The 23,934-nt window shown below is 34.6% G+C and carries 23 protein-coding genes and 7 pseudogenes; 12 read left to right on the top strand and 18 right to left on the bottom strand.

The window, feature by feature from the left end:
* Nucleotides 1–170: 170 nt before the first annotated feature.
* The 10 genes and pseudogenes from JFU54_RS01890 to JFU54_RS01845 all read right to left on the bottom strand — a co-directional run bounded on the left by JFU54_RS01890 (nt 171) and on the right by JFU54_RS01845 (nt 6,974).
* Nucleotides 171–878 (bottom strand): annotated as a pseudogene (locus JFU54_RS01890) (IS6 family transposase).
* A gap of 32 nt (nt 879–910) precedes the next feature.
* Nucleotides 911–1,075, bottom strand: a complete 165-nt coding sequence (locus JFU54_RS01885; protein ID WP_003193050.1) for a hypothetical protein — start codon at nt 1,073–1,075, stop codon at nt 911–913.
* Nucleotides 1,076–1,179: 104 nt separating this feature from the next.
* Nucleotides 1,180–1,413: a hypothetical protein gene (locus tag JFU54_RS01880; protein ID WP_201063581.1), complete on the bottom strand. Its 234-nt coding sequence runs from the start codon at nt 1,411–1,413 to the stop codon at nt 1,180–1,182.
* Nucleotides 1,414–1,769: 356 nt separating this feature from the next.
* Nucleotides 1,770–1,967: a hypothetical protein gene (locus tag JFU54_RS01875; protein ID WP_201063580.1), complete on the bottom strand. Its 198-nt coding sequence runs from the start codon at nt 1,965–1,967 to the stop codon at nt 1,770–1,772.
* Between the two features lie 761 nt (nt 1,968–2,728).
* A complete protein-coding gene (locus JFU54_RS01870) occupies nt 2,729–3,100 on the bottom strand; it encodes an ArpU family phage packaging/lysis transcriptional regulator (RefSeq protein ID WP_201063579.1) in 372 nt (123 codons plus the stop codon).
* A 139-nt stretch (nt 3,101–3,239) separates the two neighbouring features.
* Nucleotides 3,240–3,383, bottom strand: coding sequence for a hypothetical protein (locus JFU54_RS01865; RefSeq protein ID WP_201038252.1), 144 nt, complete (start codon nt 3,381–3,383; stop codon nt 3,240–3,242).
* A gap of 43 nt (nt 3,384–3,426) precedes the next feature.
* Nucleotides 3,427–3,699: pseudogene (locus tag JFU54_RS01860) on the bottom strand (DUF1064 domain-containing protein); the annotation flags it as partial.
* Between the two features lie 242 nt (nt 3,700–3,941).
* Nucleotides 3,942–5,741: pseudogene (gene ltrA, locus JFU54_RS01855) on the bottom strand (group II intron reverse transcriptase/maturase).
* 229 nt (nt 5,742–5,970) lie between these two features.
* The gene (locus tag JFU54_RS29385; RefSeq protein ID WP_165773209.1) at nt 5,971–6,120 is read right to left on the bottom strand and encodes a hypothetical protein; all 150 of its coding nucleotides are present in this window, start codon (nt 6,118–6,120) and stop codon (nt 5,971–5,973) included.
* 344 nt (nt 6,121–6,464) lie between these two features.
* Nucleotides 6,465–6,974: pseudogene (locus JFU54_RS01845) on the bottom strand (DUF6944 family repetitive protein).
* Between the two features lie 1,732 nt (nt 6,975–8,706).
* Between JFU54_RS01845 and JFU54_RS01840 the strand changes: the two are divergent.
* Nucleotides 8,707–8,841: pseudogene (locus JFU54_RS01840) on the top strand (IS6 family transposase); the annotation flags it as partial.
* Nucleotides 8,842–8,860: 19 nt separating this feature from the next.
* Nucleotides 8,861–9,292 (top strand): annotated as a pseudogene (locus JFU54_RS01835) (DUF6998 domain-containing protein); the annotation flags it as partial.
* 22 nt (nt 9,293–9,314) lie between these two features.
* Here the strand turns inward: JFU54_RS01835 and JFU54_RS01830 are convergent.
* Complete coding sequence (locus tag JFU54_RS01830) at nt 9,315–9,425, bottom strand: YjcZ family sporulation protein (RefSeq protein WP_078401698.1); 111 nt, start codon at nt 9,423–9,425, stop codon at nt 9,315–9,317.
* Between the two features lie 270 nt (nt 9,426–9,695).
* On the bottom strand, nt 9,696–9,905 hold the full coding sequence (locus tag JFU54_RS30180) for a hypothetical protein (protein WP_151304159.1): 210 nt from the start codon (nt 9,903–9,905) through the stop codon (nt 9,696–9,698).
* A 204-nt stretch (nt 9,906–10,109) separates the two neighbouring features.
* Here JFU54_RS30180 and JFU54_RS01825 point away from each other — a divergent pair, with 204 nt between their 5' ends.
* Nucleotides 10,110–10,406: a metalloregulator ArsR/SmtB family transcription factor gene (locus JFU54_RS01825; protein WP_151304160.1), complete on the top strand. Its 297-nt coding sequence runs from the start codon at nt 10,110–10,112 to the stop codon at nt 10,404–10,406.
* A gap of 219 nt (nt 10,407–10,625) precedes the next feature.
* Here the strand turns inward: JFU54_RS01825 and JFU54_RS01820 are convergent, their stop codons facing one another.
* A complete protein-coding gene (locus JFU54_RS01820; protein WP_151304161.1) occupies nt 10,626–11,069 on the bottom strand; it encodes a DUF5065 family protein in 444 nt (147 codons plus the stop codon).
* A gap of 481 nt (nt 11,070–11,550) precedes the next feature.
* Here JFU54_RS01820 and JFU54_RS01815 point away from each other — a divergent pair, with 481 nt between their 5' ends.
* The 3 genes from JFU54_RS01815 (at nt 11,551) to JFU54_RS01805 (ending at nt 13,648) form a co-directional block, all read left to right on the top strand.
* Nucleotides 11,551–11,739 (top strand): helix-turn-helix transcriptional regulator, encoded by a 189-nt coding sequence (locus JFU54_RS01815; protein WP_201063578.1) that lies wholly within the window; start codon nt 11,551–11,553, stop codon nt 11,737–11,739.
* A gap of 23 nt (nt 11,740–11,762) precedes the next feature.
* Entirely contained in the window at nt 11,763–12,149 is a 387-nt protein-coding gene (locus JFU54_RS01810; protein ID WP_201063577.1) for a hypothetical protein, read from the top strand.
* Nucleotides 12,150–12,217: 68 nt separating this feature from the next.
* Nucleotides 12,218–13,648, top strand: a complete 1,431-nt coding sequence (locus tag JFU54_RS01805) for an IS4 family transposase (RefSeq protein ID WP_201063575.1) — start codon at nt 12,218–12,220, stop codon at nt 13,646–13,648.
* 366 nt (nt 13,649–14,014) lie between these two features.
* Here JFU54_RS01805 and JFU54_RS01800 read toward each other — a convergent pair whose 3' ends face one another.
* On the bottom strand, nt 14,015–15,211 hold the full coding sequence (locus tag JFU54_RS01800; protein ID WP_070146044.1) for an MFS transporter: 1,197 nt from the start codon (nt 15,209–15,211) through the stop codon (nt 14,015–14,017).
* Nucleotides 15,212–15,325: 114 nt separating this feature from the next.
* On the opposite strand from JFU54_RS01800, the gene JFU54_RS01795 reads away from it, so the two are divergent.
* The gene (locus JFU54_RS01795) at nt 15,326–15,856 is read left to right on the top strand and encodes a CGNR zinc finger domain-containing protein (protein WP_048561901.1); all 531 of its coding nucleotides are present in this window, start codon (nt 15,326–15,328) and stop codon (nt 15,854–15,856) included.
* A 1-nt stretch (nt 15,857) separates the two neighbouring features.
* The gene (locus JFU54_RS01790) at nt 15,858–17,288 is read left to right on the top strand and encodes an IS4 family transposase (protein ID WP_151304162.1); all 1,431 of its coding nucleotides are present in this window, start codon (nt 15,858–15,860) and stop codon (nt 17,286–17,288) included.
* 287 nt (nt 17,289–17,575) lie between these two features.
* On the opposite strand, the gene JFU54_RS01785 is transcribed toward JFU54_RS01790, so the two are convergent.
* Nucleotides 17,576–17,740 carry an aspartyl-phosphate phosphatase Spo0E family protein gene (locus JFU54_RS01785; protein ID WP_002166777.1) on the bottom strand — a complete coding sequence of 55 codons (165 nt, stop codon included), beginning with the start codon at nt 17,738–17,740 and terminating at the stop codon, nt 17,576–17,578.
* A 570-nt stretch (nt 17,741–18,310) separates the two neighbouring features.
* Here JFU54_RS01785 and JFU54_RS01780 point away from each other — a divergent pair.
* Both JFU54_RS01780 and JFU54_RS01775 read left to right on the top strand, forming a co-directional pair.
* On the top strand, nt 18,311–18,793 hold the full coding sequence (locus JFU54_RS01780; RefSeq protein WP_201063573.1) for a thioredoxin family protein: 483 nt from the start codon (nt 18,311–18,313) through the stop codon (nt 18,791–18,793).
* Nucleotides 18,794–18,832: 39 nt separating this feature from the next.
* The gene (locus JFU54_RS01775) at nt 18,833–19,978 is read left to right on the top strand and encodes a DUF418 domain-containing protein (protein WP_201063571.1); all 1,146 of its coding nucleotides are present in this window, start codon (nt 18,833–18,835) and stop codon (nt 19,976–19,978) included.
* Between the two features lie 218 nt (nt 19,979–20,196).
* On the opposite strand, the gene JFU54_RS01770 is transcribed toward JFU54_RS01775, so the two are convergent.
* Entirely contained in the window at nt 20,197–20,361 is a 165-nt protein-coding gene (locus JFU54_RS01770; RefSeq protein WP_201038246.1) for an aspartyl-phosphate phosphatase Spo0E family protein, read from the bottom strand.
* Nucleotides 20,362–20,657: 296 nt separating this feature from the next.
* Here JFU54_RS01770 and JFU54_RS01765 point away from each other — a divergent pair, with 296 nt between their 5' ends.
* Nucleotides 20,658–20,858, top strand: a complete 201-nt coding sequence (locus JFU54_RS01765; RefSeq protein ID WP_201063569.1) for a hypothetical protein — start codon at nt 20,658–20,660, stop codon at nt 20,856–20,858.
* A gap of 85 nt (nt 20,859–20,943) precedes the next feature.
* Nucleotides 20,944–21,144, top strand: a complete 201-nt coding sequence (locus JFU54_RS01760) for a hypothetical protein (RefSeq protein ID WP_078205848.1) — start codon at nt 20,944–20,946, stop codon at nt 21,142–21,144.
* A gap of 649 nt (nt 21,145–21,793) precedes the next feature.
* On the opposite strand, the pseudogene JFU54_RS01755 reads toward JFU54_RS01760, so the two are convergent.
* Both JFU54_RS01755 and ltrA (JFU54_RS01750) read right to left on the bottom strand, forming a co-directional pair.
* Nucleotides 21,794–22,189 (bottom strand): annotated as a pseudogene (locus JFU54_RS01755) (IS4 family transposase); the annotation flags it as partial.
* A 146-nt stretch (nt 22,190–22,335) separates the two neighbouring features.
* Nucleotides 22,336–23,640 (bottom strand): group II intron reverse transcriptase/maturase, encoded by a 1,305-nt coding sequence (ltrA, locus tag JFU54_RS01750; RefSeq protein WP_201063568.1) that lies wholly within the window; start codon nt 23,638–23,640, stop codon nt 22,336–22,338.
* Nucleotides 23,641–23,934: the final 294 nt, after the last annotated feature.

The following is a 23,934-nucleotide window of genomic DNA, read 5'->3' as shown; positions in this document are numbered from 1 at the left end:
GAAGTTTTGATGTACCATTATGACTCTCTCAATTCTGTCAAAACAGTCACTTCTTTTTTTTATTTTTTCTTTCTCAAATAGTTCTGATTTTCCCATTGATTCTTTTAGGTTCTGGTGCAAAAATAAAGTAAAAGAGAATAAAGCATATATATTCCTAACGGAATCGTATCTTATGCTACAAGTCCAAACAATTGATGGACGAATTCTTTCTGATTTTGGATAGACTGGTTCCGTAAATTAATCTGTTCTTTTTTAATCATATGCATGGCTTCTACTCCAGAAAGAATGGATATAGCTGTGTCAAAAGATTTGAGCCCTAGCATAGAACGGATACGCTTCTTTATAAAGCGATGATCTTGTTCTACTATATTATTCAAGTACTTTTGTTGTCTAAGTTGCATACCATCAGGTATGCTTTTTTCTTTTTTCAACAGTTCAATTTCTATTGGATAAGCCGGACTCTTATCGACTGTTATCACACGTGGCTTTGATACATGAAAAGACCGCAAAGCTTTCTTGAAAAAGCGCTTTGCAGCCTTTCGGTCTCTTGTTTTGCTTAGACAAAAATCGATTGTGTTTCCTTTCGAATCAACAGCAAGGTACAGTTACATCCACTGCCCTTTAACTTTTATATATGTTTCATCAACTCTCCAAGAGTCATTGGTTTGCTTAAGGTGACGACGAATTCGTTTGTCCAATTCCGGGCCATACTGATGAACCCAACGCATAATCGTGGTATGAGAAATAGATAAGCCCCGTTCCTTCATCATTTCCACCAAATCACGAAAACTGAGGTTATACCGTAGGTACCATCTTACCGTTAACAAAATTATATCAGGCTGATAATGCTTCCATTTGAACAAATTTTCCTTTTTCATACTGATCACACACCTTTTCTAGAGTAGTAATATCAGTATGTCCAAGTTTTATAGATTTTTTGCACCAGAACCAGCCAACCCGTCCCTAATCCAAGTGAAAATACTGGAATCCCTATAGGAAGTAGTGCTTTGAAAAACTCCCACTTGTAGTACCAAATAATCTCTAAAACATCCTTAAAACTTGTTGGACCCCACATTCCCCTCACCCCTTATCATCCCAAGACGGCAGCGCCTACGATAATTGCTATTGGTTTAATCACTACTTCACCAACAATCCTAATTCACGTAGGATTCCTGAGAACTAATAACCATACGCAAAACCTACAATACTAATTCCTGGAGTGTATCTATGTTCTAAATCTTCATTGTACGTTTTCTTATAATAAGCTAGTTTAGAATCAATGTTATGTTTGTCGTTAATAATTACTTCATCGCTAGGAAATCCATCCATTTCAATCTGAACAGCTACATACTCTGCTTCTTCATTTACAGCTTCATTAAAACACTTTTCTAATTCCTCTAATGTTACACCCACCATTAACCTTCTATTTAAATGTACATTTTGCTCAATAAAAAAGAGCACCCACTTCAGTAGATGCTAAAATATGTGAATGGACTTCTCGATGAGCATTGAATAGGATATAAGCGGTTAACTTGTCCTACACTATACTATATGATTTCTTTATCAAAATAGTTCATCAAAAAGGCACCTTATCCAGGTGCCCTTTCGTGAACATAGAGGTAACACTAAAACGCAGCAATAAACTTGATATCGTGGTGTGTCATGTCAATATCATTCTATGCTTGATATTCCCTAATATGCTTAATGGTTAATGTGTAATTTCTATATAACAAAGAAAAAAGCACCCGTTTTGGATGCTTTTTTTGTATTTAATCCTTCTTCTCTTTTACCACTAAAGAGAATACATTGTCCAAATTAACCATACGATCTCCAAATCTGAAGAATCTAGCTTCTCTTGCTTGTATAGAATTTTCTATAGCAGCAACTGTTACTGTCTTTTTATACTCAATTTCAAATTCGTGTTGTTTACCATCGACTGCTTCTATGCTTATTAGAAATTTTTTCATTTACTTATTCCCCACCTCTCCCAATCTATCTATTCGACAGAAAAGAAGAATATCCTACAAAACAAAAAGCCATCACCGAAGTGACAGCTCCTGAAGGGGAAGAGAGAGAACAAATGGCAATAAGTATCTCTTCAAGCCTCTGCTATTCTAGATACTCTCAGTCTTCTCGTTTATACTCCGTAGAGTCGGCTACTTAATGTCATTTTCGCCAATGTCGAATTATAAAAGATTTATATCCAGACGCATATGTTTCTTCCTACGCCTTGTTTGAACCAACACATAAAACTGAGGGGAATGTTCAGCTGTATTGGCTCAAACAAAGAGCGGAAGCTCTCTGCTCGGTTAATCGTTTAAGAAGAACAGCCTGACTTATATCGGTGATTGTCGGTAGCAATTACTAATATAATTTATACTTTCCTTCTTTTATGACATGCAGTTCATTCAATCAAACCATCATATCCAATTGGTGCCAATCTAGTTTTAACATAGAAATCAAGAAATCCACATGACAGGCGTGGTTTTACTACCTATGAGCCTACAAACGAAAGGTGGAACGCTTATACACTCAATAAGAAGTAAAATATAAATAATTTCGGGAAGCTCTTATCCCCTCTAGCCTCCGCGTCACCGAGTAACGTTATTATAATGGGAACGCTATCCCCAAAACGTATTCTCTTTTCAAAGAACTGTTTATAGGAATAGCTTATAATTTCCGGCATTTTATTTAGTCCCCAAAAAAGTTCGCCTTTTGTTCGCATTTTTTAGATAATCCCTAATGCTGTAGCAATCAGTTTCACTGCACTTTGCTTCTTCTCATAGAAGTAAGTCTTCTTGAGTAGTAGGTCATGATAAACATCTGAATCTTTTACTCTTTCATTCGTTAAGAACTTCATTGTAATAATGTCTCTTTCTTCCTTATCTAAGATATGCTCCAAAGTCTTCTCCATCTGTTTTACCTTTAATTCGCTTATTCTTCTTGAATTTCGTATCTCTGGAAACAAACTGATTCCTTCTTGTTCCACTTCATTATTGAATCGCATCTTGAGTGCTCTGTATTCCTTTAATACGCTCACTACTTCTTTTTGTACTTTCTTATCATCGATCGCTGGTAATAAAGTTACTTGCCTTTCCATGAAGGAATCCCCCTATTTCTGAATTTCTCTTTTTAACATCACATAAGATACGTGAAATTTTACTATCTCATTGTTGAATAAGGGAACGATGACTACAATACAGCCCCCTCCACACTGTTAGTCATTGTTCCGCTATCCATTAAGCTATTTTCTTCTTAGTTGTAATTCCACTACTAAACTGCCACCCATCATTTAAATGATCCATTAAACCCTGATACACAAATACATCAAACAACCAAACTTTTTGATTATCTCCAAACCCTGGTTCTTTTCGAAACAACATATATTTTCGTGTACCTTCGTATCTTTTTATAACACTCACCCCTTTATGATCTTGTCCGTTCACCTAACTTCTTAAGTAACGGAAATCCTTCATTGATAGCTCGTTTACTTCCTTTCACATCAACCACTTCTACACGCCCATCTGAGTACGTTATTTTAAAGTCCGGTGTAAACTTCATAGCTGCCTTTTTCGACTTCCCTGACTTTGTTATACTGCTCTTAATCTCAAAAGAAGGGATTAATGTATAGCTAGGGTGGCACTCTATACAAGTGACTTCACCCTTGCCTTTTAAGTACATGTAATACTCCGACTCAGTTTTAGAATCAAACTATATACCATCAATCATGATCGGCTTGCTCTTAATCTTCGGTTTCCTCTTTTTCTGTACTTTCACTTTTTGTTTATTTTTAAGAGGTTTAGTCTTTTTCTTTTTAATCAACTGCTAATCTCACTTTCTAATAGTTGCGATAGGTAAGACTTTGAAGTTATCTCCATCTTTTCCCCCGCTTAGCACTGTACGTGCGACTTTCATCGCATACAGCGCCCCATCTTATCCTTTTATACTAAAGTAACTAGATTACAAGCTTTACGGAGTTTGTTTATTTTCTTCAATTGTTTATCGTTCAATTGAAGAATTCTCATATATGTTCTAATCGTCTCGTCATTTGTAGCGTGAATCAATCTGTGGACAAATTCATGTACAATAATCAGGTTATTAAACTCGTCAGTTCCTCCCATACCTTTCGGTATTTTATGGTGACAGTGCACATCTTCAGCTATTAAGAAGATTCCGATGACAGCGCATTTACCATTTTGCATGGAATACCTGGATATTCTGTTATCTGTATACTCCATGCTTTGTCCTTTATTGGAGGATAGCAACATCTTTTGCATTTCATTGGCAATGTTACCTTTTAGGATTTTGATGAGTTTTTGTCTTCCTTGCTTAGTATAATTGCATATGTCTTGACTAAAACTTTGAGGGAATCGTGTTTGTATGTCCGCTAGTGGATATACATGATTGCCTGCTATTTCAAAGGTTCTATAATTGTTCCTATGAGTTCTTTTGTATAATGCATTCGCATTGGTAGGAATCTTATATTTCCCTATTGATTTTAGACGATTAAACAAAGTTTTCGAGAGACGAAAGGCTATTTCAGCAAAGTCTATAGTTACATGTGTTGCAATTTTGTAATAATTTTTTATACCAAGCACATAACAGTTATAGTCCTGTACTGTTTTCCCTGATGGGCTTTTTTGAATTGCTTTAATCCTTGTCTTTGCTTTTTCAAGGATATCCTTTTTCTTTTTCTCGCTTACATGTGTGTTTGCCACATATCTTTCGCGCTTTTTAACAGATTTGATAGAGAACCCCAGAAAATCGGAAGATTTTCTTTTTAGGTTAGTTATAGTCGATTTTTCATTAGATATATTAAGGTTTAATTGATTTTTAAGATAACCTTCTACTGCATGGAATATTTTGATTGCAGATTGATGATTGTTAGTAAATATTTTAAAATCATCTGCGTATCTAACGATATGCATTTTCTTCAATTTTGTTTTTATCAGCAATGGATTTTTGGTTGCTGTTGTGTATGGTCTTCTTGTTTTAATATTCTCCCATTGCCTAGATATCCACCAATCCAAATCGTTTAATACAACATTACTAAGTAATGGGCTTAGGATTCCTCCTTGCGGAGTTCCTTTTGTAGGAATACCTTTTCCTTTGATTGGTGCTTTTAACATTTTAGAGATAATTGTCAGCACCCTTTTATCAGTTATGCCTATGTTGTATAGTTGTTTTAATAACTTGGAATGGTTCACGTTGTCAAAGAAACCTTGTATATCAATGTCTACTACGTGACTAAATCTTCCTCTGTTTATCAGATATTGACACCTAGCCATTGCATGGTGTGTTGACCTGTTAGGTCTGAATCCATATGAATGCTTGTGGAATTTTGCATCGCATATTGGTTCTAGAACCTGTTTGAACATTTGTTGAATCAATCTATCTCTCATTGTAGGGATTCCTAATGGGCGTTTCTTCCCATTAGGTTTAGGTATTTCTACCCTACGTACCGTATTTGGTTTGTAATTTGTGAGAGTTTTTCTAATATCGTCAACGAAGGAATTTACATCTTCCATTTTATAATGGTCGATTGTGATACCATCTGTTCCTTCAGTTTTAGAACCACTGTTAGCCTTTATACTTCTATATGCCAATAGAATATTTTCTTTTAATATGATGTATTTATATAGATTTACACCTTTAGTAGCGTTATTTTAACTACGTTGGTATAAATCATCGAACACTTTTTGTATATCGTAATATTCTGCATGTCGTAATGTTGTACTCACCGATGTATTATTTCCTCTTTCTTACGAAAAGTCCCATCATCTTACTCGATCCTGTGAGTTACATCTAGTTAATTTAGTTTTCAAAGAACAAGACTAGGGACTATCCCTCCACATTCGTTATATGCTTCGTCGGTACTTTGTCCCCACCTTCACAAGAATGAAGCAATTTCGGTTCGTTAGAACCTTATATGCATCTGTCCGCTAGTAGGCGTTGGTGACAGTTTCTTGCTTACCACGTTCCGATTGACTTAGCTATACATATATCCTTAGGTGCTTGCTTTAAGCCTGTTATCTTTACACCCTCATCGTTAGATGTTCCGAATTTCGTATCCTTTACTCTTACTTTTCGGTAGATAACGTCATCATTGACGACATACAAATTTCTATTGTATTAATAATTTAGACCCGTACATTCGCAAGTTCGCCAGTCCGTTATTTTAGACATTCTCACCATAGATATTTTGTAGCATCCCGACCTATCCATTACCATATGATTTCTCACTTAGGTTTTGTTCAGCCGACTTCACCTAGCTTCATACAATTTGTGACTACTATCACGCCTTGCATGTAGGAGTATTAGATAAGTAGTTTCAGCTCAACCTGACGGCTTTCATTCCTACTTTCAGTCAAACAGTTGTTGTTATCAAATTAATAACCCTCCTACTTCGTGTTTGCACACTTATGAGGAAACGTGTCGCACAAAGGATTATTTTATTAAGTTCTCTATGAATTATTTTCTTCTATCTCTTGGCTTTCTTCTCTTATTTGACCAATTAATGAAACTACTGAACCGACTGCTTGGACCCAACTCCCCGTAATCACTATAAGTTGTCCATCCTCCTCATCACCTTCCGAAATTCCCTCCACTTTATCCCGACTAGCTTTCAATTCCTATATCCCACCTATTGATGTAACACCACCTAATGCTTGTATCCAATTCCCTGCAATTACTAATTTTTTTTGTGTTTCATCTTCAAAGTCTATAATAAGTCCTGTTAGAACCGTTATATTACCAATTGATTGGATTTCGTTCCCAATCAATTCAAGGGATATTTCTCCTTGTCCATCAGCTTCCAGACCGTTCCCCGTTGCCTGTAATACATTCCCCCATATGTTCAAGTCTTTGCTTAATTCGCTGTTCAATCTTTTTAAAGGTGTACTCCCAATCGCAGCAATAATTGTCCCTACTGCAACAAACCAAGCGCTAGCTATCTCCTTAATCGGATCATCCATTCTCAATCTACCCCGTCATTAATTTATTACTTACAGGATATGAATTTGCGCATATCCATGTTAATATCCTACTTCTCTCCCCTTGAATAAAACTAAATATTACGTAAATAATATAGATGACATTAGATTTTTCGCCTTGTTCCCCTTGGAGATGAGCAGTTAGTTTTTGCTAACTGCTCTTATATTTATAACAAATATAAGATTCTTTAGAATGATTCTTCCTTATTTCTCAATATAAGGAGCCTTGGATTTTCATTAAAACTCCTGTAGTATATAAACAAAGAGTAAGGTAAGAGTTACTCTTTGCCATTTTAGGAAAGGTTCTGTTGGAGACAACAGGACCTTTTTCGTAAAGAGATGGTTTTGTTTAATTTTTCGCCACTAACTACAAAAATATATCATAATCTTTATATATTAAATTATTTCAATAGATTAGGAGTAAATCAAATGCCAGTTACACTAGAACTTATTCTTTTCATTCTTATAGCAATTAGTGCTGTTGGCTATTTAATAAAAGAATTTCAAAAAACTAGGAAAAGAAGACTTGGAATTTCAATAGAATTTTTGGTTCTTTTCTGGTCAATATGGAGAATATCGACTATCATAATCTAATTTGTAAAATATAATCTCCCCTGAATAAAACTTAATATTCCCTCAATACTACAGATAGGCTGTTAAACAGCCGGAAATCTCTTGTGTGTAACCTTACTAATCGAGACTTCCTTCAAGACTGAGCAGTTAGCTTTTGCTAGCTGTTTTTCATTTGAAATCAAATAGTGTTTTTGTTCAAAATAATGCCCCATTCATTTGGACACATTTACCACTATTTTTACCAAAAAATTCATGATATGGTTAATTAGTCGAGTACGTCATTACTTGACGATTACCCTTAGAATCCCCGCAGACAAACGGGGGTTCTTTTATTTAAATAGCTTTTTGGTTAAAAGCCTTTCACACTTAAACTAGACAAGCATATGTTATTGTATGGAGACCTTCCAAGCATAGAAATCTACCTTTCAAGGAGCATACTTATTAGTGTGCTCTTTTCATTTGCTACTAAATAACGATTTTGTTAAATTTTTTCGCCTTTTAACTGGACAAGCATATGTTATTGTATGGAGACTTTCCACTCATAGAAATCTACCTTTCTTGTCAAAGAGCATACTTATATGTGTGCTCTTTTTCGCTTGTTATGAAATAAAAATTTTGTTCATTTTTTTGATACATTTATGAAACATTCATGTGTTATCTTCAGTAAGTCCTTTTGAAAACAGAAAGATTTATTATGTAAAAGACCCTAGTCCCCTCTAGGGCTTTTTACGTTCAAATAAGGATTTTATTAAAAAACTGCACATACATTAATCATGATAGGCTTTTCGATATGAGTCTTGGTCATAGGGCGCCTTAAAAAGCGCTCTTTATTTTTATAGTGACAGGCTCAATAACTCCAAGTAACAAATACAATATAAAAAATTCACTCATGAAAATCTGATTACGATTTTTTGAATTTTTTATATCTCATGAGACATTCACCTATCTTACTAAGAGTGCATATAAAAATGTGCTCTTTTTATTTGTTGTTAAATAAGAATTTTGTTTAATTTCCATTAACCGTTTTATCCACTTTACATATAGTAATATCACATGGAATTTCATAGGTTTCTCTGGACCAGTTACCTTGTATTCTTTGTGAATCTTGTGGAAATAATCCGTTTATGACTAACGGGTTCTTTTATTTATTTTTCATACAACGATTATGCGTTGGGTTCATCAGTATTGAATTGGACAAACGAATCCGTCGTCACCTCAAACAAATGACTCTTGGAGAGTCGATGAAACCTATATAAAAGTAAAAGGTCAATGGATAACTTATTCCTTACAATGGTAAAAGTGCTATAGGAATCTCGCAAATCCAAAAGTTATATGAATCATATTTTGAAGTTTTACGATATGAAATAAATGTCCTTGGATGGAAAGCAACCGAATTAAGACATCTTATAGGTCGTCTAGGTGAATTCTTTTGTGTTCTTTATACGAATGACGAGCTATCCAAAATGACTAATCAGCATGGATATGATGTCATCAAAGATGGGAGAAGAATAAGTTTTAAAACAACTGCCCAAGGAAAAGGTTTTATCACGATCAATCAAAATACATTCTACCAATTCGATGATTTCTTCGTAGTTCAGTACAAAGATGATGATTTGAAACTATTATTTTACGGGCCAAAGGCAGAAATTCCATCGCTTAAACCATATGGGAATAATTACGAGGTCAATATAAGTTCTTTAAAGAGAATAGAAAAGACACTCCTTTAAGAGTGTCTTTTCCTATATTTTTTTAGCAGAAGCAACTGCATCCGATAATGATTAATAGTATAAAGAGTACAACGAGTAAAGCAAATCCGCCACCAAAACCGCAGCCTTCGCCGCAACTACCACCATAGCCCATAACAATAGTTCCTCCTTTAGATAAGAGGGTGAAACTAGGGTTCATTCCATGTATTTTAACGGGTTCACTTTACCTTATGTTTTTATGCCTGAATTGAGCAGGTCCTAAAAAAAAGACGCCATAAGGCGTCCCCCACAATTGGGTAGATAAGGTTTAGTTTTCTAATTTAAAGAAATTATGTATCACACCTTGAGAGTATATCATAATATCTATTAAATTTAATATTCTATGCATTATTACATAAAAGAAAAGAGACCTTAATGTGCCTTTCTACTCTGTAACAAATTTAAATACATAGTACATAAAAAATAAACAAGATAGATATGCTAGTCTGCCAGCAATCAATTCTTTCATAAATTTCATAAGTATCACTTTGACAAGCAATGCTAAGAATAACAGTATAAACAGTACCATAGCAAGTTTGATCGCTATGGCATTTATAGTTGGGTTAAACGGTTCAAAATTAATTATGATATTCACTTACTTTTCTATTTATCCTTTTATTTTTATAATACAATTTATATTGTTTTGTCCACTAAAAAATGACATTTCAAGGTGCCTTCCTCTCACTTAAACCACCCAAACTTGAAATTTTTACACTTTAATAGGAAATATCAGGAGGTTAATTTTCATTTTTATGTTAAAATATTCAATATTCGTATTGATATTAGGGAGATGAATAGTATGTCTGGTGATTTCAACATGGATTCTAATTATTATGTAAGTGGTGCTGAAATCTTAGAGTTATTAGGTAGTTTAAGTCGTTTATTAATTGTACGTGAATTGGTTGTAAGTGGGACTTTAACAGTTTCTCAGTTGAGTGCTGCGACGCATATTTCGGAACCTATGATTTTACAACACTTACGCAAACTAACTATAGGTAATATTGTAATTAGCGAGCGCAAGGGTACAAGGCTTTATTGTAGAATAGAAGATAAGAAAGTTATTGATATTATCAATTTATTAGGATTATTATATTAAGTTTTATTTGATGTCTTTTTTTGAATTTAAGCACTTTATAATTGAAACAATAACAAATAAAAAAGACACCCTAAGGTGCCTTCCTGCGACTTGAACCATCGTATTGTAATATGGTATCGGATGCCAATCCAATTATTATTTTACCACGTTAAATAATTTCGGTTATTGAGAAATAATAAAGGCCCTCTTTTGAGTGCCTGTTTCTAATTTATTACATCCTTAATTGATTGTAAATTGATTTGAATACGTGAATTCACCACGATATTTAATTGCAGCTACATAAGTACCACTTGTATAGCTATCTGTGATAGGAGTTTGCCAAATTTCTGTTCCAGGAAGAAATTCTGGTTCTATTGTTTGGAATCGTTCTAGGGTACCATTTGTGTGGACTTTAAAAATTTTCATTTGCGCACCAAAATGTTCTCTACCAAAGTGCTGTGTTAAGTAAAATGTATCACCAGTTATTAAATCCCCAATTTTCCAATCAGGTTGATATGTACTTTCCACGGAACTTTCCAGATCCACAATGGTTTTAAATCCCCAATCATCATTAAATGGATCTGAGTAAGCTGCAGTAACTTGTGAGGTAGGCTTAATCATTTCTATTGCAGTAAACCCGCTAAATGTTAACGCCCCAATTAATACTAATTTTCCTAATTTCATTATTGTTTCCCCTATTAATTTTCAGAAATATTAAAAATCAGAAGTCGTACACACATAATAATATAATTTATTGTATTATATTTCAAATATTTTCTAAAAAAATCCATAAACATAAAAAAGACACTCTAAGGTGCCTTCCTCCGACTTGAACCATCTGAATTTTAATAATATGTATTGGACTCCTATCCGAATATTATCTTATTATTTCTCATGAAAAGACACTCTCAGATTTCATCTGATGACCATATTTTGTGTGTTTTTGTAAAAAAATGTAGAAATTTAAGTTGAAATATTACATTATTGTTAGGACTTATTTTTTATATATTAGGGGTTCTACCACATCACCATCAAGCTAACAAATAAAAATACCCCTAAAATGAAAAAACCATATTCTTTCTATCTAAATTGTAGAAGGATTATCGTTTTTTACTTATATAAATGTAAAAAGTTTTTGACAAAATTAGAGGTGATGTTCATAAAAATGAAGAACATAATTCGTATTTTACGTAAAGAGCAAAAGCTTTCCCAAGAAGATTTAGCTAAATTATGTCGTGTTTCAAGACAAACGATTAATGCGATTGAGAATAACAAATATGATCCTACATTGGAACTTGCTTTTAATTTAGCTAAATCCCTTGGTGTAACAGTTGATCAATTATTTATTTATTAAAGCTAGATAAGGAGAAGAAACAAATGAAAAATGGAATTAATATCTTATTTACTTGTTTATACATTGTGATTATGGGTTTACTTGCTTTTGAATGGTATGAGAAGCAACAGCTCTCTATAACTTCGTTATTTGTAGCAACAATCATTTTGCAATCATTATTTATGAAGAGAATTTTGAAAGGGAAAAAAGAGAGTGAGAATTTTATTGATGAAATGTTTTTACATATCAGACAGAAAAGCTTATCAATTTGTTGTTTTGTAATGTATGTATTAACTTTAGGTACTTTATTTTTATCAGAAGGAACATGGAATTTTAACCATATGCATAATAAACCGTTAATCTTTCTGGTTTTCTTATATCCTATCGTTTACCAAATAAGTCATATATTCGTTTCAAGAAGCAACTCTTAATAGACTATTTAAAAGTAGAAAAAAACGCTATTCTTTCTGTAGAATCATAGGAAAGGATGGCGTTTTTTATGTCTGTTTCTGTGTCTGACGAATTACAACTGTTTGCTCAAGAAATTCAAAGCTTCTTATCTCCGAATTTCTTACGAGATCTTGCTAGAGATGTTGGTTTTGTACAACGAACCAGTAAGTACCAAGCAAAAGACTTAGTCGCTTTATGTGTATGGATTAGTCAAAATGTCGCTAAAACCTCTTTAACTCAGTTATGTAGCTGTTTAGAAGCATCAACAGAAGTGCTCATCAGTCCTGAAGGACTGAATCAACGGTTTAATGAGGCGGCTGTCCAACTTTTACAACGCCTACTAGCTGAACTACTAAACAAAAAAATGGACGCATCTATGCCGATTTCTTCGCCATACACTTCTGTTTTCAAGCGTATTCGTATTTTAGATTCAACTGCATTTCAACTCCCAGATGTATTTTCATTGATTTATCCAGGTGCAGGAGGATGCAGCCATACAGCTGGAATAAAAATTCAACTTGAGTATGATTTGTTAAGTGGGCAGTTCCTACATATTCATACAGGCCCAGGTAAACAACATGATCGCACTTACGGCTCTCTGTGTGCCCCAACTGTGACAGCGAATGATTTATGTATCCGAGATTTAGGTTATTTTCATTTGAAAGACCTTCAATATATACAAGATAAGGAGGCCTACTATATCTCTCGTATCAAGTCGAATACACGTATTTATCAAAAAAATCCTACCCCTGATTATTTTCAAGATGGAAGAATTAAGAAAGGTACAGAGTATATACAGATAGATATGGAGACGTTAATGAACTCCCTTCAACCAGGACAAACATGTGAAATAGCTGATGCTTATGTAGGAATGATTGATAAAATGTCAGCTCGTGTAATTGTTCATCGATTAACAAAACAACAGCAACAAAAACGATTACAAGATCAAATTGTAAGAGAAAAAAAGAAAGGAATGAAGTATTCTCCTCGTAGTAAACGACTCAGTGGTATCAATGTATATATGACAAACACCCCTACAGATATTGTCCCGACGGGACAAGTACATGATTGGTATTCTTTACGTTGGCAAATCGAAATTTTATTTAAAACGTGGAAGTCATTCTTTCAAATTCATCATTGTAAAAAGATAAAACCAGAACGATTGGAGTGCCATTTATATGGTCAATTGATTGCCATTCTACTCTGTTCTTCTATCATGTTTCAAATGCGACAATTGCTCCTCATGAAGAAAAAACGAGAGCTTAGTGAGTATAAAGCCATATATATGATTAAAGACTATTTTCTTCTTCTATTCCAAACTATACAAAAAAACACCCAAGAGCTATCAAAGGTGTTACTTCGCCTGTTCAATCTCCTACAGCAAAACGGGCGGAAATCTCATCGATATGAGAAAAAAACGGTCTTTGATATATTAGGTGTCGTTTACAATTGTACTATGTCTGATAATCAAGCCGCTTAATTCAAAAAAGTGAAACCCGTTAGGGTTTATTTCGTATGCAAATCTTTCAATCACCTACACTTGCTCTTTAGAAAAAAGAAACAATCTCGCCTAAAATTGACTTTGCATAAGCTTAGCTTGATAGCGATGGGGTTCTACCACATGCCCATCAAGCTAATATTTTGAAGTAACCCTAAAACGAAAATTTTATCTCTCCACACTTGTCTATGAGAATTCAACTCATTTTTTTCGTTTTGGGGAACAATGAACTTCTTAACTTGATGGCAATTTGACAGGATCCTAGGAATAAAGTTGTTGATTTAATGGGCATAATTTTGTCATTCTACCGATGACATCAACAAAATTTTTATATCTATAATACGGTAGTTATTGTTGATGAGCATGTAGTTGAAATGATTCTTTTTTAGTTTCCATCTTTCTATGAATAAGGTGGAATAATATGAAGGCAAGAATTCCTATTAAAAAATAAATAAACCACGCCCAATATGTATGATTAAATTTATTTAACCATGCACCAAAATAATTCCCTATAGATCCTCCCAATGCCCAGGAGGTTTGAAACATTCCAAAAAATAATCCAGCAGGTCTATTCGTACTAAATTGAGCTACCGCCATTTCTCCACCTGGTAAAGCCAGTGTTTCCCCCAATGTATAAAGGAAGATGCAACATAGCATCCAATATATAGACGGAATAAAAGGGATCATAGCTATAGATGTTCCCATAATTAAAACCCCTACTTTAACCATTATTATGGGATTCAACTTGATAAATAATTTTCGTAAGAAAAACATGAATATTAGCCCCGAGATTCCATTTACGATAAAAATAGAACTTACTAATTCTTTATTTCCAGATAAAGCATAGGCTTTAATCGGAAATGAAATATTTAATTGAGCGAACATAATCCAAAACAGAATCATAATACCTATGAAAGTTAAGAATAGTGTGTTAGAAAATGCATACTTTACACTTTCCAATATATTTTTATTGTCCTTAATAGTTTCTGGGTATTGTTTACGATATACAAAAATAGCAAATGCTAATATCATCATAGAAATACCAGCTATGGCAAAGGGGTATATGGGATTCATCTTGACTAGTAATGCTCCAATTGCTGGTCCTATAATAACTCCTGCATTCAGCATTTGATTAAAATAAGTAAACGTTTTTTTTCTCAATTCTTCCTTTTGGGAAGCAAAAAAGGCTGTTACTGAGGGATCAAATAGTGCTCCTCCGAGGCCAATACAAAAAGAAGATAATACTATAAACCAAAAATTCTCCGCATAGACAAATAACCAAAAACCTAATCCCCTTACGATAACACCTAACAATACATGTATGGTATGACTTCCTCGATCACCGATAAATCCTGTAATGACTGATAACCCACGTTGTGAAATTAAAATTGTAGTCAATACTGTTCCTAATTCTAAAGGAGAAAAATGTAGACTATCTGTTAAATAAATAGCGAAAAAGGGCATTATCATGAAACTTCCCGTATTCATGAATAGAACAGCTGCAAGCAATATCCTGATGGAGACAGGAATTTTGAGAGTAGTCATGGTAAGAATCCTCCTTTTGTTAACTGTTAAAACATTTAAGTGGTTACACATTGTGTTATAATCGTATCAGTACGAAGAAAAAACGTCAATCATTAAAATAGTTAGGTGGTTAACATGGAACATAATCAATTAGCGCCAGGAAGGTTGGAGATTATACGTACCTTTTTAAATACTTGGGAAATATCTAATGATACAAGACAACCGACAGATCATTTAAAAAACGAAAAAAACTTAGAAGCATTTATTAAGAAAAATTTTTCTAATGTTGATGTTAGTGAGAACTTAGATAACCTATATCAATTTCGTTATGACATTCGAAAATCAGTTGAAAATCATGATATAAGTTATTTAAGCGAATGGTTACTTAGAAATCCTATTCAGGTTGCCCTTATAGATCAAAATACAATTCAATACTCTCCAATGAAAAAACACGACTTCCTTTATGAAATGCTAACAATTATTGTAGAAAGCATTGCATTAAATCAGTGGCAACGTCTTAAAGCTTGTCCTGATTGTCAATGGGTTTTTTATGATTATTCAAAGAACGGAAGTAAACGTTGGTGTAGCATGTATGCGGGTGGACCAAAAGGTAGGGCCTGTGGGACGATTGCTAAGGTGAAAAGATACCGGGGAAAAAATAAATAAGATGAATCCTATCATTTCAAATGAACTAAATCTTTTCGCACAAGAGCTACAATACTTTTTATCTCCAGTAATCCTACAAGACATCGCCAAACAAGTTGGTTTTGTACAACGATCTAGTAAGTATCAAGCAAACGAACTCATTGCCCTTTGCGTATGGCTCAGTCAGGAAATAGCTAGCACATCACTTACACAATTGTGTAGTCGATTAGAATCTTCCACTGGGGTACTGATGAGCCCAGAAGGACTGAATCAACGCTTTAATACAGCAGCTGTCGCATTTCTTCGAGAAGTCTTTACTTCTCTTCTCACACGAAAACTCTGTACAAATCAATCGCTTTCTGCACACATGATTTCTACTTTCAATCGTATCCGTATTTTAGATGCGACAGTGTTTCAACTGCCTGATCATTTCGCCACTGACTATCAAGGTTCAGGTGGAAGTAGTAATACGGCAGGCGTGAAAATCCAATTGGAATATGATTTACTGAGTGGTCAATTTCTTAACGTACAGCTTGGACCAGGAAAGAATAATGATAAAACATACGGTACCATCTGCCTTGAAACCGTAGAGGCGGGCGATTTGTGTTTGCGTGATCTTGGTTACTTTGATTTAGGAGACTTACAATCCATTCATGATAAAGAGGCTTACTATATCTCGCGGTTGAAGCTGAATACACGTATTTATATCAAGAACCTTGAGCCAAAATACTTCAAAAATGGGACATTAAAAAAGCAAACAGAATACATCCAGCTTGATATGACACAAATTATGTTTGGTCTAACCCCTGGTGAAACGATAGAAATCTCTGAGGCATACATTGGCCAAAATCAGAAGCTTCCAACACGTGTCATTATCCATCGTTTAACCGATGATCAAACGCAAACACGCCTGAAAAACCAAGCGATACGTGAAAAGAAGAAAGGCATTGTCATGAAGGATAAAAGTAAACGTTTAATGGGCATGAATGCATATATCACGAACACGTCGCTAGAAGAAGTACCGACGAACTACGTGCATTCATTGTATTCACTTCGTTGGCAGGTTGAGATTTTATTTAAAACGTGGAAGTCATTCTTTGAAATTGATGAATGTAAAAATATTAAAAGAGAACGCCTAGAGTGCCATTTATATGGACAACTCATCGGCATTCTCCTCTGTTCTTCTACGATGTTTCAAATGCGACAGCTTCTGCTTGAAAAGAAAAAGCAGGAGCTGAGTGAATACAAAGCGATTTATATGATTAATGATTACTTTCCGTTACTGTTTCAAGCGATAGCCGTTGGCACAGAAGAACTTTTGAAAATTCTGCATCGCCTTTATCAGCTGCTCAAAAAGAACGGTCGTAAATGTCATCGGTATAAGAAGATGACCGTCTTTGATATTCTAGGGGTTGTGTATGAAACAACGATGAAGCATAGAGAAGCTGCCTAGTGAAAAAATTGCGTTTTAGTAGGCTTCTTTGGCATGCCTAATATTCCATCACTCACTAGTTTTGAAACAAGGATCATTTCGTATCTAGTAATTTACGTTGTTAGCTTGATGGGCATGGGGTTCTACCACATGCCCATCAACTTAAAAATATTAACTACCCTCAAGAGTAAAAAATGCCATCCTTTCCTATGATTCTACAGAAAGAATAGCGTATTTTTTTATTTTAGGGGGCATTTCTTTTTATTAGCTTTAAGCGATGTGGTGCTTTCCCTATGTAAACTTTAATTTCATTCACCTTTATTAATATTATTATATATACATTCATTAATTAATATATCGATGTCTTGACTTAAATACAAAACTTGCTTATGGGTAAACCCATACTTCTCTACAAGTTTAATTAGTTCTTGTTTCTTTGATTCAATTAGTTTTTGTAAATCTCTCATCTCCATATCTTTAAAAGCTCCTTTAATACTATTTAGCAGTTGAATTATAGTATAAATATAAAAATAAGGGAACTGGTAATTTTGGTAATTGAGATTTAAGGTAGAATTAAATATGTAAGAATCTATATATGCAGAATTGCATTTAAAATCTTCTATATTGATGTTATACTAAGATTAATTGAGAAGCATCTAATTAATTATGATTAATCACTACATTTTCTTAAATAGCATGTCAACGTATAAAAAGACACTTTAAGTAGTGTCTTTTTATACGTTTTGCCCCCTAATACTAGGGTAGAACTAACACATAGTTATAAACTGTATAGAATCCCCTATTGTATGTTGTTTGTTTTTTTATTATTATTCTGATACGTGAAATTATAATGATTTTGTTTGTTTTTTTGTGTCACTTATGAAAATTAATATAGCATTCTATATGGATTATATGGTAATATATAAGTAGAAAATTTGTTAGCATTGTTTATACTCTATTGTACGTAGCGTGAAGGACAAACCTTACGCCCAGTTAACTCGGGCGAGGTTTGTCCTTTTTTTTATTTTAAGGAGGAATTTACTATGAAAAAAATGTATAAAATCGGAGCAGTTTTAACAACCTTATGTGTTGCTTGTATCGCGATCTTTACTTTAACTAAGAATGAATCAGTCAAAACAGAAACTGTAACATCAGAAAAAGCAATTGTATCTGCTGCAGATGCAGAAAGAGCACCAAAAAATATAAAAGATATTTCAAAAAAAGAATTAAAGCAAAAAATAGAATCCCATGAAGAGTTTATTGCCTATTACTATCAACCAACCTGTCATTATTGCAAAAAAGCTGCACCGGATATCAATAGTATGTCAAAAAATCATGATAGAACCATCTATCGTATTGATATTTCTACACCAGAAAATCAAAGTGCATTTCAAGAGTTCGACATTCCTGGTACTCCTGTTGTTATAGCCTATAACAGAGGAGAAGAGGTTGAACGCCTTGAAGGAGCAGTGTCAGCTGCTACATATGATGGATTCTTTGCGAGACGTAATTCGAGCGCTAGTTAATATAGTGCTCGTTTTTCTTTGTAAGAAAGGAGAATTTACATGCAACAAAACGCCCGTATTTATTCTTTAGACATAATAAGGGGTATGGCCATACTATGTATCCTATTTGCTAATCTACCTACTATGACGGGACTAGATTCCTTTAATCAAGCAGGTTACTCCGGTATAGATACAGTAGTTCGTTTTCTAGTAGATTTACTAATATCATCAAAGTTTTATACCATTTTTGCATTCTTATTCGGCGTGGGATTTTATATCTTTATGAGAAATACAGAAAAAAAAGGGTATCCCATATATAAACTATTTAGTCGTAGGTTATGTATTCTATTACTATTTGGTGTAATTCACTTTATCTTTCTGTGGTATGGAGATATTTTACATGCATATGCTATAGCAGGTTTTGTTCTATTGTTCTTTTATAAGCGGTCTACTAAGCTTATTTTTATAACAGGTTGTAGTTTTTTACTTGCTAGTTATACTCTACATGTTATTTTATTTTTACATGCAAGCCCTTCTATTCCTGAAGAGATACCAAAATACTATCAATATATGTTTACAGGCAGCACTACTAATCACACAGTGAATCTATTTTCGAATTATTTACATCAAGTAAAAGCTCGTTTGTTCTTTCTTATGACTCAGGAGTTTCAGCAACTTCTAATAGGAATCCCGGAATATATTGGGTTATTTTTAATAGGTTTATGGGCTGGAAAGAAGAATATTTTTAGACGTATATCGGATCTCAGAGGGAAAATTCAAGTTTTACAGTGGAGTTCGCTATTCCTATCATGTCTGCTCTCCCTCCCTATCATCTATTATTTTATAGAAACAGATGTCTATTACTCTATCCATATCCAGTTATGGATTCTATTTGGAGGAAAATCCCTCGCTATATTCTACATATGTTTTCTCCTTTTAATATGTGAGAATGAAAAATATGTAGGGTGGTTACAACCTTTTATGGCTATTGGTAAATTTTCCTTAACTAACTATATTAGCCAAAGTATACTCACGCTAGTGATTCTCTCAGCGTGCTTCCAGGACATTTCACAAGTAACATACTGGCAACTATGTATCTTTGGGATTCTTATTTGTATCGTACAATGTATATTCAGCACACTATGGAGTAAGTATTTCCGATATGGGCCTATCGAATGGCTATGGAGAAAATGGACTTATAAATAAAGAGACGTGCTGTTTTATCCAGCATGTCTTTTTATTTACTCCTATTTGGGGTCGCACCACATGCCCATCAACTTAAAAATATTAACTACCCTCAAGAGTAAAAAATGCCATCCTTTCCTAAGATTCTACAGAAAGAATAGCGTATTTTTTTATTTTAGGGGGCATTTCTTTTTATTAGCTTTAAGCGATGTGGTGCTTTTCCTATGTAAACTGCAACTTCATTCACCTTTATTAACATTATTATATATACATTCATTAATTAATATATCGATGTCTTGACTTAAATACAAAACTTGCTTATGGGTAAACCCATACTTCTCTACAAGTTTAATTAGTTCTTGTTTCTTTGATTCAATTAGTTTTTGTAAATCTCTCATCTCCATCTCTTTAAAAACTCCTTTAATACTATTTAGCAGTTAAATTATAGTATAAATATAAAAATAAGGGAACTGGTAATTTTGGTAATTGAGATTTAAGGTAGAATTATATATGGGGTAGCACCAACATTTCGCGAATTTCGTACGCTAAGGAATTATTCGGTGTCTTTTTTTAATATATAGATTAATAAAATAAGTTATATAAATAATTTGTTATACTTCCATGTACCCTAGCTGATATAATTTATAAGGCAATTATTGGTTAATTAATAATGCACATATATTAGGGAGGTACATAAGTCATGGAGTTAATAATTTCTTCATTTGTATTAGTGGTAATATTCTTTATTCTTTCGATAGTTTTAAGTGGTAAAGGTCAGCGAATAGCAAAAGAAGTTTTAAAAGAGCTTATTAATGGTCCTGAGGGGAAAATGTTGTTAGGTTTTTTGGGATCTGGAGCAGTTATAGGAGTAATTTTTGTCATTTGGCTTTTATTGAACTAAGCATTCCAGTTACTCAGGCTGATACAAGGTGCAAGAAAATTACTGGATAATTAAAGGTACATATATATTAGGAGGTACATAAGCCATGTTAGAGGTAATTACGGCATTTTTCTTACTAATTCTCCATTCCATTGTTTATCTCTTTTCAAGTGGAGAAACTAAGCAAATAGCAAAAAAACATATAAAAGAAATTCTTAATAGTCCGGATGGAGTAATAATATTAATCGTTGCTGCGGCACTTTTAATCGGGGGGATATATTTATATTTTTATGGTTTCGGTTTATGACTATAAACTAAAATCATATCCAAGTATACGAGACAATGGTTCACCTAGGAAGTATGCGTATTATGGTGGAGAATGGGACACAGGTGGTCTTTTTGGAGAAGCCAAATATGTTTATAATAAAACTGATGAATCGGTTAATAAGTAGTATATAAAAGCCTAATATATTTCTATAACAGTAGGTCTTTGAGTTGATAGCGAAGTGATTTCTTAAAGCCTTGAATATTAAGGCTTTTTTCATTATGGGATAGCACCAATCGCAGATTCTGTACGCTAAGGCTACAACCACTGATGTAACAAGGATTGTATAATAAGAACCGAAAACGATCGTTTAAGGAACTCTATTTAATTCTAATATAACTGAAAGAAATACAGTCAAAAACCAGTTCCAAAACTCATTATCAAAAACAAAGTACCATAACAAACATTAAATGTCGTTTATGGTACTTTGTTAACGTACGATAAAACCAAGTTTTTCAACTTAGAAATTCCTTAGCGTACGAAATTCGCGTTTAGTTGGCGAGACCCCATGCCCATCAACTTAAGGATAGAAACTCCACGGTTTTCCATTAATTGAAATGAACAAACTTTTAAACAGTATTATCCTCCTAAAAATGAGCATACGAAATAAACCCTAACGGGTTTCATTTTTTTACTTATGCAACTTTTTTTGTTTTCTATATCCACTATACTCATAGATAACACCCATAATATCAAAGATAGCTTTCTGCTCATATCGATGAGATTTCTGGCCATTTTTCTTTAGTAGGGTAAACAGGCAGATTAAAACCTTTATTATTATATGGGAGTTTCTCTGTATCGCTTGATATAACAGGGATAGATGATCTTGAATCATCCCAATTGCTTTATATTCACTTAGTTCTCTTTTGTGCTTTCGCAACAGCAGTTGGCGCATCTTAAACATCGTGGAAGAACAGATAAAAATGGAAATGAGTTTTCCATACACATGGCATTCTAATCGCTCTTGTTTGATAGTTTGCCAGTGATGAATTTGAAATAGAGATTTCCACGTTTTAAATATGATTTGTCGGGTAAAGAACTGGCGCGGTATCAGTTATGACCCGTCTCCAGCCCCTCCCCATAAGAACTGCTCGTGAAGTTTTCCCTCAAGCAGCTCACCCCATAAACTTCATCAAAAGGGTTATGAGACCTATCAGATGGCAGACACTTTTATCAATATCTTCCTGAGCTTTCGAGAGGACAAACTTTCCAGTCCCAATAGAGTCCTAGTACACCATAGAGATATTCATTACTCCATCTCTGCCATCCAATGCTACGCTTTTGTCGCCGTTTCCTTCTCGTCAATAACGTACGGATTTTCATCTCTGTATAGTCCCGTACTTTACTAAAAGCTCGACTAGAATTCCCAACCCGGAAGTAATTCACCCATCCAATCAGTACAGTATTGATTTGTTTTACTAAATCTTGTGCAGGCTTGGCGCCTGCGTTTCTGATTAATTCTCGGATTTTTGCTTTCACTTTCGCACAGGCTTTCTTCTTCGGGGTAATAAGAACAAAGTATCTACTCTTATTTCGATTAAGTACTCGCCTCAAATCAAATCCTAGGAATCCGAAGGATTCTCCTTTTAAAACATTAACCACTCGGGTTTTCTCCAGATTCAGTTCAACTCCCAAAGGCTTTAATTGTTCCCACAGTCGTCGCAATGCCAATTCAGCCCATCCACGTTTACTAGAGTGTCCGCTTACAGTGATAACTATATCATCAGCAAAACGGTGATAGTTTACAGCCTCGTAATGATTTTCTGTTGTCTTACGTCGAATGGCATCAAATGTCCAATCTACTTCATTGAGGTAGATGTTTGCGGCTAAGGGAGAAAATGGTCCCCCTTGCGGGACACCAATCTTTCCTGTCACCTTGATTACCTGTTTTACAAGATGCATAACTTGCGAATCTTGAACACGCTTTGCAATTTTCTCCAAAAGTATGTGGTGTCGAATTGTATCAAAGTAGCGTGACAAGTCAACATCGATTACTACAGTCATCCGGCGCAATATGCTACGTCGCACTTCTGCCAGTGCTTGATGTGGGGAGCCTTTTGGTCGGAATCCGTAGGAATTTGAACAGAAATCAGCTTCAAAGATGGCTTCCAATATGAGTTTTAGCGCTCCTTGGACCACGCGGTCCCGTATACACGGGATTTGTAGTGTCCGCATTTTTCCGTTTTCTTTTGGGATTTCTACTTTACGATTAGCTTGTGGTTGATATGTTCCAGCCTGTAGTTCTGCTTGGATATTCTTTAAAAACGGCATAACTCCCTCTAGCTCTATATCAGCGAAACTTTTCCCGTCGATGCCTGGGGCACCGTTGTTTTTCCTCGCTTGCTGGTATGCTTCATGAGGGGTTGTTAGTTTGGTAATGTGGGAAAATAGTCCCCAAAACCGATGCGTAGGTTCAGACTTCGCCTTTTGATAGATTCGTCGCCTTAGCTCCTGCAAAGTAATAGGTGTTTTTATCATGGCACCCTTGCCTCCTTTGGTCGTACGAAATATTTACAGGTTCGGACCCTTCCCTCCCCGCGCGTTTTGCTGCACGCAGATCTCTGGTACTACGATCCGTTCCGCCACCCTGACACCTACCGTTCTCACTTCCCGATCGCGGTTATAGAGACGGTCTCCTCGATGAGGTTTCTTCATCGGGTGTCGAGGGCTTCTCCAGTTTCCACATTATCTTTCTCTCCATGTCGCCGCTGATACCCCGCCGGTGAGAACTGCCGTTCCAGACTCGTTTCGGTCAGTTCTTGCTGCTTTCGC

Source organism: Bacillus sp. TH19 (assembly GCF_016651075.1).
In the GTDB taxonomy this organism is placed as follows: Bacteria; Bacillota; Bacilli; order Bacillales; family Bacillaceae_G; genus Bacillus_A; species Bacillus_A mycoides.
The sequence above is the reverse complement of the archived record's forward strand: the minus strand, read 5'-3'. Positions and strand labels throughout refer to the sequence as shown.